This is a genomic window from Desulfosarcina widdelii, assembly GCF_009688965.1.
Classification (GTDB): Bacteria; Desulfobacterota; Desulfobacteria; order Desulfobacterales; family Desulfosarcinaceae; genus Desulfosarcina; species Desulfosarcina widdelii.
Window position 1 is genome coordinate 5,238,478 of sequence record NZ_AP021875.1, and the last position, 16,382, is coordinate 5,254,859.

7 protein-coding genes are annotated in these 16,382 nt (G+C 50.3%); 6 read left to right on the top strand and 1 reads right to left on the bottom strand.

Annotated elements, in window-relative coordinates:
• The first annotated feature begins 161 nt into the window (after positions 1 to 161).
• From GN111_RS24080 to GN111_RS33705, 6 genes are all read left to right on the top strand, one after another.
• Positions 162 to 5,360 carry a DEAD/DEAH box helicase gene (locus tag GN111_RS24080; protein WP_155306195.1) on the top strand — a complete coding sequence of 1,733 codons (5,199 nt, stop codon included), beginning with the start codon at positions 162 to 164 and terminating at the stop codon, positions 5,358 to 5,360.
• Complete coding sequence (locus GN111_RS24085) at positions 5,357 to 8,209, top strand: DUF8741 domain-containing protein (RefSeq protein WP_155306196.1); 2,853 nt, start codon at positions 5,357 to 5,359, stop codon at positions 8,207 to 8,209. Before GN111_RS24080 ends, GN111_RS24085 begins: the two co-directional genes overlap by 4 nt.
• Positions 8,206 to 13,194, top strand: a complete 4,989-nt coding sequence (locus GN111_RS24090; protein WP_155306197.1) for an Eco57I restriction-modification methylase domain-containing protein — start codon at positions 8,206 to 8,208, stop codon at positions 13,192 to 13,194. The genes GN111_RS24085 and GN111_RS24090 overlap by 4 nt, the downstream gene beginning before the upstream one ends.
• Before the next feature lie 20 nt (positions 13,195 to 13,214).
• A complete protein-coding gene (locus GN111_RS24095) occupies positions 13,215 to 15,212 on the top strand; it encodes a coiled-coil domain-containing protein (RefSeq protein ID WP_155306198.1) in 1,998 nt (665 codons plus the stop codon).
• A 94-nt stretch (positions 15,213 to 15,306) separates the two neighbouring features.
• Positions 15,307 to 15,738, top strand: coding sequence for a hypothetical protein (locus GN111_RS33700; RefSeq protein WP_197740414.1), 432 nt, complete (start codon positions 15,307 to 15,309; stop codon positions 15,736 to 15,738).
• A gap of 6 nt (positions 15,739 to 15,744) precedes the next feature.
• Positions 15,745 to 16,017: a hypothetical protein gene (locus GN111_RS33705; RefSeq protein WP_197740415.1), complete on the top strand. Its 273-nt coding sequence runs from the start codon at positions 15,745 to 15,747 to the stop codon at positions 16,015 to 16,017.
• A gap of 154 nt (positions 16,018 to 16,171) precedes the next feature.
• Here GN111_RS33705 and GN111_RS24105 read toward each other — a convergent pair whose 3' ends face one another.
• Positions 16,172 to 16,357 (bottom strand): hypothetical protein, encoded by a 186-nt coding sequence (locus tag GN111_RS24105; protein WP_155306199.1) that lies wholly within the window; start codon positions 16,355 to 16,357, stop codon positions 16,172 to 16,174.
• Positions 16,358 to 16,382 lie beyond the last annotated feature (25 nt).

Genomic DNA, 16,382 nt, shown 5'->3' on the forward strand with positions numbered 1-16,382 from the left:
TTGAAAGATAGTTGCGCTGGATCTTATTGTTATGGTGGAGATTTGGCGCTTATGGTAATGCCGAAGAGTACAATGGCCCTTGCAAAACACATGGTTAAGATTGTCGGTCATCTGAAATAACAACCTATGGATAAGAATGAGTATAATTAAGGGGGACCATCATGGACGTGTTCGGGTTGCGTGACCGTCTCATTGAAGATTACTCTGATTTTGTAAAAGGCTTCATCCATATCCTTGACGCGCGCATATCCCAACAGGTTGAAGAGGAACTGAATACCGGGCTTTTGTGGCCGGACCCCTTGATCCAACTCAATCCATCGTTTGAACTCGGGGAAACGGTTGACGAATTGGTGAAAGACGGAATCCTTCACGAGATTTGTTCCAAGATCTTCCGCAAGGGTAAAAGCGATACAGGGATTGACCGAGATGGAGTGTCCCTGTGGCTTCACAAACACCAAGCCGAGGCCACAAAGGTTGCATCCAAAGGCCACAACTATGTTCTGACAACAGGTACAGGTTCCGGCAAAAGCCTGGCCTATATTATTCCCATCGTAAACCACATCCTGAATAATGGCCCAGGTCGGGGAATCCAAGCGATTATCGTCTATCCCATGAATGCCTTGGCAAACAGCCAGGAGGGGGAGCTGAGAAAATTTCTCTGCCACGGTTTTCCAGATGGAAAAGGGCCTGTCTCATTTGCACGTTATACCGGTCAGGAATCTGATGAACGGAAACAGGAAATTATTTCAAGCCCGCCGGATATTCTATTAACAAACTACGTTATGCTTGAACTTCTTCTGACTCGAAATCAGGAAAAACCTTTGATCGAAGGAGGCAAACATCTTCGTTTTCTGGTTTTTGATGAGTTACATACATATAGAGGGCGGCAAGGGGCCGATGTCTCCATGCTGGTTCGCAGGACCAAGGATGCCTTTGCCTCCAAGAAAATACAATGTGTTGGTACATCTGCAACTTTATCAACGAGTGGAACCTATGCCCAACAAATGAAAGAAGTTGCGAAAGTTGCATCAACAATTTTCGGAGATGAAGTGCAGTCTGAACATGTAATAGGAGAAACTTTAAGACGCGCCACAAAAGAAGAAAATGATTCTGATGCGGAGTTCCTCAATAGATTGCGGCAGAGGTTGGAAGATAATGAAATTGAACCTCCTTGTGATTACAATGGATACGTTGTTGATGCCTTGTCATCTTGGATAGAAACTGTCTTTGGTATAGCGCACGAAACAGAATCGGGCCGTCTTGTAAGGGCAAAACCATTAAGTATCACAGGGGAAAAAGGTGCAGCGAGAACCCTATCCGAACTTACCGGTGTGCCGGAGGTTAGGTGTATTCAGGCCATACAAAAGCAACTCCTGGCAAGTTATTATTGTGAACCAAATCCCGATACTGGCTTCCCGGTTTTTGCTTTCCGACTACACCAATTCATTAGTCGCGGCGATACTATCTACGCCTCCCTGGAGTCAGAAGATGATCGCCACCTTACTTTTCAGGCCCAGCAGTTTGTCCCTGGCGACAGAGGGAAAATCCTTTTGCCACTCGTTTTTTGCCGGGAATGTGGCCAAGAATACTATTGCGTCAGGAAAGAACGAGACCAGGAAACTCACGTCTCGATTTACACCTCCCGGGAACTTTCCGACCGTTTGAACGATGAAAATACTGAACCCGGATTCTTGTTTACCAGTTCGACGGACCCATGGCCGGAAGGGGGTGAACAACTCCTGGAAAGGCTTCCTGATGACTGGATTGAAGATCATAGGGGTATCCGCAGGGTAAAACCATCACGAAGGAAGAACCTACCTGATTCGATACGTGTTTCCACCAAAGGCGAGGAAAGCGAAAAGGGGATTGATATGCAATACCTTCCCGCGCCTTTTCGATTTTGCCTCAAGTGCGGTGTGGCCTATAACTTCAGGCAGACTTCAGACTTCGGAAAACTCGCCTCTTTGGGTACGGAAGGTCGAAGCACCGCTACCACGATCCTGAGCCTTGCATCGACAAGATACCTTCAAAAAGATGAATCCCTTGATCCCAGAGCCAGAAAACTGCTCAGTTTCACGGACAACCGACAGGACGCTTCACTCCAGGCGGGTCATTTTAACGACTTTGTGGAAGTTGGTCTTCTGCGGTCAGCCCTGCATAAGGCTGTGAAGGGGGCTGGAGCTTCGGGGCTTAACCATGACACTTTGGTTCAAATGGTCTTCAATGCTCTCGATTTGCCAAAGACCCTATATGCATCCGACCCTGATGTCCGTTTCCGCGCATTGGAGGACACTGAAAAGGCACTTCGCCAAGTAATCGGCTACCGCCTGTATCGGGATCTGAAAAGAGGATGGCGAATTACGGCCCCCAATTTGGAGCAGTGCGGTCTCCTAGTCATTGACTATCTTTCCCTTGATGATGTTTGCCACGCCGAAGACGTTTGGGAAGACTGTCATCCGGTTTTGCAAAATGCTGAGCCAGACGTTCGCAAGAAGGTTGCAAAGACACTTCTCGATTTCATGAGACGGGAACTGGCCATCAAAGTCACCTACCTGGATCCGGAAACCCATGAAAGAATCAAACTACAAAGCTCCCAAAGGCTCCGCGCCCCTTGGGCGATAGATGATACCGAAAAGATGGAGACATCCTCCATCCTTTACCCACGTCCCAAACGCCAAGGCCAAGATTACAGTGGAAACGTATTTTTATCCCCACGCGGCGGTTTTGGCCAATATCTTGGCCGCCCAAATACTTTTGGACAGGGCCATCCCCTATCCTTGGATGATAAACAAGAGATTTGCCGAGACCTTTTGGAGGCCCTCCGCGTAGCAGGCCTGGCCGAAGTCGTTTCGGAACCAAGTGACACGGATGACGTGCCCGGTTACCAGTTACCGGCTGCTGGATTGGTCTGGCTCCCTGGAGACGCCAGCACGCCCTTTCATGATCCTATTCGGGTTCCCAGAGTTTCTGAAACAGGTGGAAGAACCAACCCCTTTTTCATACGGTATTATGAACAGATCGCTAACGATGGAAAGGGTATGGAGGCCAGAGAACACACGGCCCAGGTCCGCTATGAAGACCGGATTGATCGGGAGGAAAGGTTCCGCAAAGGCCATCTGCCTATTCTGTATTGTTCGCCCACCATGGAACTTGGTGTGGACATCGCGGAATTGAACTGTGTGAACATGCGAAACGTTCCACCCACTCCGGCAAATTACGCGCAGAGAAGCGGCAGAGCGGGCAGGAGTGGGCAACCGGCCCTGGTTTTTTCGTATTGTTCCACTTTCCGTCCCCATGACCAATATTTTTTCAAGCGGCCTCACTTGATGGTGGCCGGTTCCGTTACCCCTCCACGGTTGGACCTTGCCAACGAAGACCTCATCAAAACCCATGTCCATGCCGTTTGGTTGGCAGAGGCAGGAATCCACTTGGGTACATCTTTGAAAGACGTTCTGGACCTTTCAGGTGAAAATCCGAGCCTCGCTCTTCAAGACCATGTGAGGGATGACATCGCCGCAATATCCCCTCGGGAACGAGCGGTGAAAAGAGCCAAGGACGTTCTGTCGGATATTGAAGATTGGTTGAGGGAAACTGATTGGTTCAGCGATCAATGGATTTCGGAAGTCATCAGTCAAGTGGGCACTGAATTTGAAAGGGCCTGTGAAAGGTGGCGTGGATTGTACCGTGCTGCGGCCCGTCAAGTGGATGCAATGCACCGAATCGTCAATGACCACCACAAATCCCATGATGAAAAGGAAAAAGCCAAACGACTCCGGGCCGAGGCTGAAGCCCAACTGGACCTTTTGACGGAATCCCAAAACGTGGTCGCCTCCGACTTCTACAGCTACCGGTACTTTGCAAGTGAGGGTTTTCTGCCAGGCTATAATTTCCCACGTTTACCACTGTCCGCGTTCATCCCCGGTCGCAGAAGACAAAAGGGTGTGGATGAATTTCTTTCCAGACCGCGTTTCTTGGCCATTGCCGAGTTCGGTCCACGTGCCATCGTTTATCACGAGGGGTCACGGTTCAGAATCAACAAAGTCATTCTTCCGGTGGAGGACCGTGGTGACGGAGAGGACATCGTTACCAACGCGGCCAAGCAATGTGAGACCTGCGGCTATCTGCATCCTATTCACTCGGGGGATGGTCCTGATTTATGTGAACGATGTGGACAGCCTTTATCCATACCTTTAAGGAATCTGTTCCGTCTGCAAAACGTGGCTACCAAGAGAGTGGAGAGGATCAATTCCGATGAGGAAGAAAGACTTCGCCTCGGCTACGAAATCAAAACGGGCATCCGTTTTTCACGCAAGAGCGGAGGACTTTCATGTAAAACCGCATCTGTTAAGGATGGAGAAAATGTCATAGCCACTTTGGTATATGGGCACTCTTCAACTCTTTGGAGGATCAACCTTGGATGGACCCGGCGCGCTAACAAGGATCAGCATGGGTTTGTTCTGGATACCGAGAGGGGATATTGGGCAACCAACCAGCAGGATGCCGATGATGCAGAAGACCCCTTGTCCAAAAGAAAACGGCGTGTGGTCCCCTTTGTTGAGGATACGAAAAACGCGCTCCTGTTTGAGCCTGTCCAAGATTGGGATGACACGGTAATGGCCTCCCTCCAAGCGGCTCTTAAGAATGCGATCCAGATTGAATATCAACTGGAGGATTCAGAACTTGCGGCAGAACCTCTTCCCGGAAGGGACTCACGGCATTGCCTTCTGTTCTATGAGGCCGCAGAGGGTGGAGCGGGTGTTTTACGACTTTTGTTGGAAGATGCTACCGCCTTCAATCGTGTTGCAAGACAGGCTCTTTCTCTTTGCCATTTCGATCCGGATACCGGTGAAGACTTGAGACGCCCCCCGGAAGGGAAGGAAGACTGCGAAGCGGCTTGCTACGACTGCCTTCTTTCCTATTTTAACCAGGGCGACCACGCCATTTTGGACCGCAAGGCCATCCGCGATTTCCTTTTGCGGTTCAGGGATGCAAAGGTGGACCTATCTCCTGCGGTGCCTCCCCGTGCCATTCACTTGGAGTTGTTGAGAAATCAATGCCAATCTGGTCTGGAGAAAAACTGGCTTCAATTCCTGGAGGAGGCGGGATACAATCTGCCATCAAAGGCGCAGTTATTTCTTGAGAAATGCAAAACTCGCCCGGATTTCCTATACGATGACAAAATGGTGGCCATCTACGTGGATGGACCGCACCACGAATACCCGGAAAGGAAAGATCGGGACGCCCAGCAGATGGACTGCCTTGCCGATGTTCTGACCTACCAGGTCATTCGTTTCGGTCACCGGGATGATTGGGAACAAATTATCGCAAGACACCCGCATATATTCGGAAGAAGATTATGAGCTACGCCGTAGGCTCCCTTGTGCAAGTCAGAGGCCGGGAATGGGTGGTTCTCCCGGAATCAAAGGATGACCTCCTGGTTCTTCGCCCGCTTGGAGGATTGGACGAAGAGGTCACCGGCATTCTTCCCTCCTTGGAGGAAATCCAGCCGGCTCATTTTGATCTCCCCAATCCCGAAGATGTGGGCGATCATCGTTCCTGCCGCATCTTGAGAGACGCTGTTCGGCTATCCACCCGTGCCAGTGCGGGACCATTCCGCTCATTTGGTCGTATCGCGTTTTCCCCCCGTCCCTACCAGTTAGTTCCTTTGTTGATGGCATTGAAGCTGGACCCGATCCGGATGCTCATCGCCGATGACGTTGGCGTGGGCAAGACCATCGAGGCCTTAATGGTGGCCAGGGAACTTCTTGATCGCGGGGAAATCCAACGCACGGCTATCCTATGCCCTCCGCATTTAGCCGAACAGTGGCAGGGAGAATTGGCATCCAAGTTCCAGATTGAAGCCGAACTGGTTTTGTCTAGCACGGTACGACAACTGGAACGTCGGTGCCGTGTTGGCCAATCCCTCTTTGATCTTTACCCTCATGTGGTCGTTTCCATGGATTTTGTTAAAAGCGACCGCCGTCGGGATGAGTTCGTCAACAAGTGCCCGGAAATGGTGATCGTGGATGAGGCCCACACTTGCGCCTACGGATACGAAGGCCATGGGGGTCGCCACCAGCGCCATCAAATGGTGAAAAGCCTGTGTGCCAACCTATCACGCCATATGATTTTCGTTACTGCCACCCCGCACAGTGGAAAGGAAGAACCTTTCCGAGCACTGTTAGGCTTTCTGGATCCAGGATACGCACATTTCCCTTCAGATTTGACCGGACCCGCCAATGAATCTCATCGAAGAAAACTGGCACGTCATTTTGTCCAACGAAGAAGGGCAGACATTCGCCACTTCATGCAGACGGAGACCCCTTTCCCGAAACGCCTGGAAAGGGAGGATACGTACAAACTCTCCGAAAATTACCGCAAGCTTATCGAAAAAGTGCTCAAGTACACCCAGGAAATCGTCCGAGAGGCTGCGGGAGGCAAATTTCAACAAAGGGTGCGATGGTGGGGTGCGCTGGCGCTATTACGTTCTGTAGCGTCCAGCCCTGCGGCGGCAATTTCAACCCTCCGGAAAAGAACGGCCACACAAGACGCCGCAACGCTGGAGGAAGTAGACGAAATAGGAAGAAAGACGGTTCTGGATTTGGGAGTGGAAGATCAGACCGAGGGCGTGGACCTTGTACCCGGTTCCGATACATCTAATGACTCAGAAGAAAGCCAATCCGAAGAAAAGGCGAATCACAAACGTCTCCTTGCCATGGCGCGGGATGCGGAAAAGCTCATGGGCAAGTCGGATGTAAAACTATTACAGGTTACAAAAGTCGTGAAGGGTCTGCTGGATGAAGGCTTTTCCCCCATTGTTTTTTGTCGGTTTATCCCCACCGCCGACTACGTTGCTGAGGCATTACAATCAACTATTGGCAAGGATGTGAAAATCATTTCAGTCACCGGACTCATGCCACCTGCGGATCGGGAAGAGCGTGTCTCTGCGCTTTCCACCCATCCAAAACGTGTCCTTGTGGCCACGGATTGCCTCAGTGAAGGCATCAACTTACAGGAATGGTTCGACGCGGTCATCCACTACGATCTTTCTTGGAGTCCCACACGTCACGAACAACGGGAGGGCCGGGTGGACCGATACGGTCAACCATCGGACGAGGTCCGCGTCATCACTTACTATGGTCTGGACAACCCCATTGATGGCATCGTCCTGGAAGCCCTGCTCCGCAAACACAAGAAAATCCGAAGTTCCCTTGGTATTTCTGTTCCTGTGCCCGTGGATTCGGACGCGGTCTTGGAGGCGATCTTCGAGGGCCTGTTAATGAGGGAAAAGCCGGGTCATAAACAAATGAGTCTTTTCGATGAATTAACAGCTCCCATGGCCTCCAAAAAAGCAGAACTGGAAGACCAATGGGAAGACGCCGCCGAAAAGGAAAAACGATCCAGGACCATCTTTGCCCAAGAAACGATCAAGGCGGAAGAGGTGGCCCTCGAATTGGCCATCGTGGAAAAAGCCATCGGTTCCGGCCAGAACCTTGAGGAGTTCGTCAAGGAATCCCTTCATTCTCTTGGAGCCGTGGTTTCCCAAAAAAGCAGACACGTTGAGTTTCATCTTTCAGAGACCCCACGGGCCTTACGGGACGCCATGGGGGTGATGGAAAAACTCAAAGCTCGGTTTGACCGGACCGGTTCCAATGGCGTCATTCAACTGACAAGGACGCATCCCATAGCCGAGGGCCTTGCCAATTTCGTCATGGATACGGCCCTGGACTCCAAGGTCACCGGTATCGCCAAAAGAGCCGGTGCCATCCGAACTCGTGCCGTTTCCCAAAGGACAGTGCTTTTCCTTGTGCGGTATCGTTACGACATCATCACCACCAGGAGCCGCGCCACATCCAGTCAGCTTGTGGAAGAATGCACCCTCATGGCGTTCTCCGGCAGTGGAAATTCCATCAAATGGCTTAGCGAGGACGAATGCTCAGCCCTCTTGGGAATCCGGCCGGACGAAAACATTGTTCCTGAACAGGCATCCTTTTTTGTGCAAAGGGTCGTGGACGTTTTTGATTCCTTTAGTCCCCATTTAGAAGAGGAAGGCCGGAAAAGGGCCGGGTTCCTCTTGGAAAGCCACAAACGAGTAAGAGACGCAGCCAAAATCAAAGGTCTGGCCTACAAAGTAGAACCCAAACTACCTCCGGATGTCCTGGGCATCTATGTGTACCTACCGCAAGCAGGCGCAGGAGGTGCCCAATGAAGAAGCATGGGGCATTTTCCACGGTCACTACGGAAGGCGGTTTGTTGCCGTCAGGTCTTTTAAAAGCGGTCACATCCGGCCAGGGAGATCTTGCTGGAACAAAGCCCACCGATTACCATCTGGGGGACGGGGAACGCATCAACGAAGCCGTCAGCCGTTCCTACAGCCGCCTTGCCAATGCCTGGAAAGGGTTCCAAAAGGGATTGGGAGCGTTGCCTGAAAGTGACCCTGCCACCACACAAACTCGCGAACGCTGGCTTTTGATCCTGTTTCAGGAATTGGGTTACGGACGCCTGATGACTTCTTCCGCCTCCGAGATAGAAGGCAAATCCTATCCCCTTTCTCATTTCTGGCACAAAAGCCCCATCCACCTGGTTGGGGCGCGGGTGAACATGGACCGGCGCACCGCGAAAGTTGCCGGAGCCGCCCGCACAAGCCCCCATAGCCTTGTTCAGGAGTTTTTAAACCGAAGCGAGGAACACCTTTGGGGTTTTGTTTCAAATGGATTTACCCTGCGCATACTTCGCGACAACGCTTCCATGACACGGCAATCCTACGTAGAGTTCGATCTTGCCGCCATGATGGAAGGCGAGGTTTATGCCGATTTCGCCCTATTGTGGATGCTTTGCCACCAAAGCCGGGTGGAGGCGGTAAATGTCCACGAATGTTGGCTGGAGCAATGGGCCAAACAGGCGCAGGATCAGGGTTCCCGCGTTCTAGAAAAACTGCGGGAGGGCGTGGAAAGCGCCATTTCCTGTTTGGGTTCGGGATTTTTGGCCCACCCGGCAAACGGGAAACTAAAAGATTCTTTGCGTTCCGGCCACCTCTCTACTCAGGACTATTACCGCCAGCTTCTTCGTTTGGTGTATCGGTTCTTGTTTCTCTTTGTTGCCGAGGACCGCAATCTCCTCCTTTCCCCCAAGGCGGAAAACGCGACACGGGAAATCTACGAACGGTTCTATTCCATGTCCCGCCTTCGCAACATGGCCGGGAAAAGAAAGGGCACTCGCCACGCAGACCTGTATGAGGGGGTGAAACAGGTCATGGGAAAATTGGCGGACGATGCCGGTTGCCCAGAATTGGGTTTGGCCTGTCTTGGTGGGTTCCTTTGGTCGGAAGAAAGTATCCCGGACCTTTTTCTGTCCCACATCATGAATCAGGATCTCTTGGACTCTGTCCGCGCTCTCGCGTTTTTTGTGGACGCCAACGTCCTGATGCCCGTGGATTATAAAAACCTGGGTTCCGAGGAATTGGGCAGCATCTACGAATCCCTGTTGGAACTCCATGCTGAGGCCAACGCGGATTCTGCCACGTTTGTCCTGCAAACGGCCGGGGGCAACGAACGAAAGACCACGGGGTCATACTATACCCATCCCAGCCTGGTTCAATGCCTGTTGGATTCCGCACTGGAACCCGTTATCGCGGAGGCGATCAAGAGACCAAACCCAGAAGAGGCAATACTGTCCCTAAAAATCTGTGATCCGGCCTGTGGTAGCGGTCATTTTTTGGTTGCCGCCAGTCATCGCATTGCCAAAAAGCTGGCCATGATCCGCACCGAGGATGAGGAACCGGCTCCTGAACAGATTCAGACCGCGCTTCGGGATGTGATCGGCCGATGCATATACGGCGTGGACATTAACCCCATGGCCGTGGAGTTGTGTAAGGTCAGTTTGTGGATGGAAGCCTTGGAGCCGGGTAAACCCCTGTCCTTTCTGGATCACCGCATTTTATGCGGCAATAGTCTGCTGGGGGCGACACCGGCCCTTATCAAGGAAGGGATACCGGATGCGGCTTTCAAACCCATCGAGGGCGATGACAAGGACTTCTGCAAGGCTTTCAAGAAAGAAAACAAAGACGAACGCACAGGCCAAAAAAGCCTGTTTGGTCCGGGAGGAAAAGCGTGGTACGGGCTGGGCGACTGCCATGTGGTCATGGCCCATGTGGACACCATCGAAGACAGTACACCCAAAGGTATTCATGAAAAAGAGGAACAATACAGACGGTGTGTGACATCGGAAGGTTTTCAACATGCAAAATTGGTGGCAGATGCCTGGTGTGCGGCCTTCGTATGGAAAAAGAAGGCACGCCCGAACTTGCCCGAACCAATCACTCATGAGTTGTTCAAGGAATTGGAGAACAACCCTCAGGTTCTGCCGGAGCCCATGGCACGGGAAACCTATCGCCTTGCCGGGGAATACGCCTTTTTCCATTGGCACTTGGCTTTCCCGGAAGTGTTCTCAATCCCCGAGATGGATGAAAAACCGGAAAACGATCAAACCGGGTGGTCCGGCGGGTTTGATTGTGTATTGGGAAATCCGCCATGGGAAAGGATCAAGCTTCAGGAAAAAGAGTGGTTCGCCACCCGCGATCCTGATATTGCCAATGCATCCAACGCGGCAGCACGTCGGAAAAAAATCAACAGACTTATAGAAAATGACCCTGACATGTACGCAGCCTTCACTGATGCCCGGAGAAGGGCGGAGGGGGAAAGCAAATTGGTCCGGGACACTGGATTGTTTCCCCTTTGTGGGCGAGGGGATGTAAACACTTATTCAATTTTTTCTGAACTCAAGAGAGGTTTACTGAATCCTTTTGGCCGTGTGGGTTGTATCGTTCCATCGGGTATTGCTACCGACGACACGACCAAATTCTTTTTCCAAAGCCTGATGGATACCAGTTCACTCATGAGTCTTTACAGCTTTGAGAATGAAGAGTTTATTTTTCCATCCGTTCACCACGCGACTAAATTTTGTCTTCTTACGATGGGTTCCCCTGGATTGAGATTGCAACGCGCCATGGACTTTGTGTTTTTCGCTCGACAAGTCAAACAACTCGACGAAAAGGAACGCCACTTCACGCTTACTGCCAACGATATTGCCATTCTGAATCCCAACACGCGCACTTGCCCCATTTTTAAATACAAGCAAGATGCTGAGTTGACCAAGTATATTTATGGCCGTGTTCCCGTTTTGCTTAAAGAAATAACGAAAAAAGAACCCGAGGAGAATCCATGGGGCATTAAATTCGCAACAATGTTTCATATGGCCAATGATTCAGGACTGTTCCGGACAAAAGAGCAGTTGGAGTTGGAAGGCTATAACCTGATTGGGAACATCTTTAGACAGGAAAAGCATATTTATTTACCCCTCTATGAGGGGAAGATGTTTTGGCATTTCGATCATCGTTTTGGAACCTATGAAGGTCAGACCCAGGCGCAGGCCAATCAAGGGAAACTGCCTGAGCTTAGCGCAGAACAGCACCTGAACCCGGAATTTTTTTCTATACCGCGATACTGGGTGGCAGAGGAACACGTTAAAGCGCGGGTACCAAAGCGCCCGGAATTGCTTGCCTCTGCTCTGGACCTGCCGGAGGAAGGGCGTGAGGAGGCCGTAAAAAAAGCGTTTTGCTACTGGGCTGCCGGATATTGGAAAAAGGCGGGAGATGAGGAACAGGCTAAGAAACTCCTTGAAGTTGCCATTCATCCGTCAATTTCAGATAGCCAAATCGATATACTCAATAAATGGCTTTTAGACATGAAGTGCGAGAGGATGCAGGAGCGCTTCCCGTTGACGCATGTCGACGTGGATCGTATGACTGATTCCTCGTACGACCTTTTCCCGCTTGCCGAGGAACTATTGGACAGATTCTCGCCCAAATGTTTTGTTGCTTTCCGGGATGTTACGAGTGCTGTGGTGCTGCGCACAGCAGTTTTCAGTATCGTGCCCTTTGTCGCCGTAGGCCATACTGCCCCATTGGTGTTTTTTGACAACATAAAAGTGAAAAATTTTTCAAATTTTCTCGCTTGTATGAACTCCCTGGTGTTGGACTATTGCGCACGGCAAAGCGTCGGAGGTAGTCATCTTACCTATTCCTATTTAAAACAGTTGCCTGTCCCTGTTCCTAATGTGTTCGATGAGATTTGTCCTTGGGACACCAAGACCTCCATTGGGGATTGGTGTTTTCAGCGAGTAACCGAATTGACCTTCACAGCATGGGATTCCGAACCGTTTTCAATGGATGGGGACTACTTTCAGCCCCCATTCTGTTGGGATAACGACCGAAGGTTCATAATCCGAGCTGAACTCGATGCTGCTTTATTCTATCTCTACCTCGGTGGTGAAGAGAGATGGAGCCAGGATGGGTCTAATAAACTACTGGTTACATTCCCAACCCCACGCCATGCAGTGGAGTATATTTTGAACACATTTCGCATTTTGAGAGAGCGAGACGAAAAAGCTCATGGATACTTTCGAACTAAGGACACCATCCTTGAGATCTATGATGAGATGGCCTTGGTTATGGTCGCTAATCAGGCCACTATTTCTGAGGGTCGGGAGCCCAACGCATTGTATCAAACACGCATAGATCCGCCTCCAGGTCCACTATTCGATCAAAATGGTGACTTCGTCCCTATGGAGCAATGGGACCAGAACAGTTGGCCGCCCCACATTCATCGGCCAAGGGGTTGGCAGGATAAAACCAAACCGATTCCGGTTACAGTGCCATACAAGGAAGACCCGCAAGTTTTTCCATGGAAGGGCCGGGAACAATTTATCCAAGATTTGATTCCCCATCTGGTCAATGAGCAGCCTGGCTTACTCTTTGAAACCTATCGAACTATTGCTTTTCTGGCAACCTGGCCGGGAAAACTTCGTGACATTCTCTCGGAAGGTACGGCAATCAAATTTGGCGCATTGTCCCGACAAACCCTGAATGCGTGCACCTTCCCTGATTCCCATCATTTTCGTCCCTGGCAAATCCGAAATAGTCTGGAAGAAAGGAAACGATATGTCACTATTGATCCGCAATCCGGAGCCGCCACCGTTCCTGATAATATAGAACTTCCAGAACTGCCGATAAATATAAAACCCCTGGTCCCATTTGTTCTCATTGCAGCCATAGAACTGGACAGAATGAAACAAGATGCTACCGAAAAGGTAAAGTTGGATACTATCAAAGCCTTTGAATCATCCTTCGCGGCGTGACGACACAGGAGGGAGGAAAGTTGGAAATTCAAGCAGCACGCGAAAAACCACGCCTCTGGATTGAACGTCTAATAATTTTCGCCGATACAACAGATCCTGTTGTTCTTCGGGAAATCTCCTTTACCCAGGGCCTAAATGTAATTTGGGGGATAGCTCAACAGGTGATAGGTGACGAGGACATTCCGGGTATTCTCACCGGCCATTCCGTTGGAAAGACGCTTCTGTGCCGACTTATCCGTTATTGCCTTGGTGAGCATGCTTTTGGCCGCAAAGATACCATGGAGGCTATCCGCCATGCCTTTCCAAGAGGGGCAGTTGGTGCAACCATCCATATTGATGATGTACCGTGGTCCGTGGTGCGCTCGATTGGCATATCTGAAGATTCATCCGCTTCTTCCGTTTTGGCTCTTGAGGAACTGATTGTCAAACCGCAGACGGAATATCCCTATTCCGGTTTCAGAAAGGGTCTGGACAAAGCGTTCTTGACATCCCTTCCATCTCCCAAACCGCCGGAAGACAAGGAACCATATCTTTGGGACCACATCCTCGCCTGGCTCACCCGGGATCAGGAAACCCGTTACCAGAACCTTTGGCAATGGCGTTCCGGGCGCAGTGACTCCCAAACACCAACTTTTACGAGACGAAAACAAAATGCTTTGTTTTTGATCAGAATGGTATTGGGTATTGCGGACGAACGGGAAAGCAAACTCATCGAGGAAATCGAAAATCTGAAACTTGCTATTAAGGAGAAGGAATCGCGCCAAAAGGAATTGAGCCAGGAACCGGAAAACCGTATCCGATATGCTGAACATGCCCTGCTTGACCTGATAGGACCGCCAGAAAAGTGGATGGATAATGGTGAAGGGCTATTTGGGTTTTCAACAAGAGTGGAATCTTTCAAGGTTTCCCGTACTAAAGAGTTGGAGAGGCTTAAACATAAACGTCACTTACTGGATAAATCCCTTACCGAAAACAAATCTGTTGTCCGGCAGATGGAACGTGAAATCAAGAAAATTGTCGCAGCCATCCAAGGCATTGAAGAGTCCCGAGAACAACCCGATGAAAAAGACGAAATGCGGCAAAAACTTGAATCCGCCTGGGAGATTGAGTGTACATACGGAAACATTGAGTTCAAGAAGTGCTCCCATTATCGTGCTTATTTGGGTGAATTGCGCGGAAAATGGATAGCGCTTGAAAAGGTACGCAGGGAAAAACGCGTTCAATTGACCACCGATGAAGAGAACCAAGCAATCGAACAGATGGTGATAGATGAAACCCGGAATCGCGAAACTCTTGAACGTCGTCGATCGGAAATTCGGCGATTAGAAATCCAGATTCAGAATGTGGAAAAGGAAATCGAACGGGCGACATTGAACTTGAAACTCGCCGAATATCACATTGCCCAAAGACGGGAGGCGCAGGATCTCAAGGACGGGAAAAGAGAGGACTCGGAACTGAAAGCCATAGCCGGTCAGTTGAAAAAAGACAGGCAGAATTTAAGGGCATTGGAAACTTCTCTCGGGAGCGCACAAATTAAACAGTACCATCGGGTCATGGATCTGAAACAGCTTTACGACAAGGTCCTGAAATCCATTTTATCTGAAAACTACACCGGGGAAATTCTACTACCTCCGAAAGATGATTTGGCATTTGTTATTCGGGAAACCGTTGGTAACATGACAGGAGAGGCGGTGGAGAGCCTCGCCCTCGTTCTTGCAGACGTGACGGCAATGCTTTGGGCCGTTGAAGGAAACGGCCACCATCCATGTTTCCTGTTGCACGACAGTCCCCGGGAAGCGGACCTCGACCGGCACATCTACAGCCGGTTCCTATGCCGCGTTCATGAGATTTCAAAGGGCTTAGGCGGGCGTCAGGCGCCCTTTCAGTACATTCTAACCACCACCACCGTTCCGCCACTGCCATTGCGGAAGGACGAAACCATCCGCTTAGAATTGGAGGCACACCCCGAGGACAGATTGCTTTTCAAACGGTTCTTGCGGAAACCGGAAATGTTTTAATCATGACAAAGTATAATCGGGTTGGCCAATTAGAAGGGGTGCCCATTAAAGGGTTTGTCACCCCACGACACCACAACGCAGACCACTACATACAATGCGTGGAAGGGCACCCGATGCCTCTCTTGGGCTTTATGAAACTGACTGCAAATGGCTGACCCAGGTCTATGAATCTGTAAAGCCACCGAGTGGTAACGGCAATCTGCTCTGGCACGCTCTCGGGGCCAAAACAATAGAGTTGGTCCACGAAAATGTTCATCTTGAGGCTGTACGTGATGACCTGGATACCCTGGTGATGGATGCTGATGTGCTCGAAGGGTTACTTGGTGCGAAGGACCCTATCAGAAAGTCCAAGGAGGTTGAGATAAAGCTTATTGCCCGGTTGCGCAAGCACAAGGATAATCCGATATTCGTCACTCTGGGCGAACGGCTGGAAAAACTTAAGGAGAAGCATGAGCAGGGACTGTTGCACAGTCTCGACTTTCTAAAGGAGCCGCTGACCCTCGCCAAGGAGGTCGTCCATGCTTAGAAACAAGTGGACCCTGTTGATGCGCAAGCCAAAGCCAAGGCGGCTCTTTCGGAGCTGCTATCAGAGGTTAAGAATGGTAAGACTCCCATAGCTATTGAGCGAATCGTAAATGATATTGACAAGAATGTTCGGCTTGCCCGCTTCCCAGGCTGGCAAAACACCAGGGCCAGAGAACGTGAGGTCCAGAAAGCTTTGCGCAAGGTGGTCTATGTGAAATACAAGATTAAGAATCAGGATCTGTTCGACAAGGCATATGGGTACATTGTGCAGTACTATTAGGATGGAGGTACGGGACCAATTCTAGCAAAATTACGCGCCTGGGCCTTGAGCCTAATGATGGGGGCACATTTATTTAGGGCCATCAAACTATCTGGAAACAAATAACTATTGCCGTAGCTTTATGTTTCCTGGCCCCTATTATTTGGAATATAAACTAGATATCAAAAGTTGCGGTCAACATTTCGTTATCAACCAAAAGCGCCTTTTTCAATTCGCTGATGGCTGAAGACGAGCTCTCTTTGGCACTTTCCAGTTCTTTTTGGCCGTTTGGGGTACAGGCCCAATCGATAATTTCTCGTGACCAATCAACTTTTTTAGGGGTTTGTGTTTTCTTGGTCATCTTTAGTGCCTTTCGCCGTATAAAC

Coding starts and splice junctions, on each gene's coding strand:
- GN111_RS24080 (WP_155306195.1), top strand. CDS start 162: ATGGACGTGTTCGGGTTGCGTGACCGTCTCATTGAAGATTACTCTGAT.
- GN111_RS24085 (WP_155306196.1), top strand. CDS start 5,357: ATGAGCTACGCCGTAGGCTCCCTTGTGCAAGTCAGAGGCCGGGAATGG.
- GN111_RS24090 (WP_155306197.1), top strand. CDS start 8,206: ATGAAGAAGCATGGGGCATTTTCCACGGTCACTACGGAAGGCGGTTTG.
- GN111_RS33700 (WP_197740414.1), top strand. CDS start 15,307: ATGCGTGGAAGGGCACCCGATGCCTCTCTTGGGCTTTATGAAACTGAC.
- GN111_RS24105 (WP_155306199.1), bottom strand. CDS start 16,357: ATGACCAAGAAAACACAAACCCCTAAAAAAGTTGATTGGTCACGAGAA.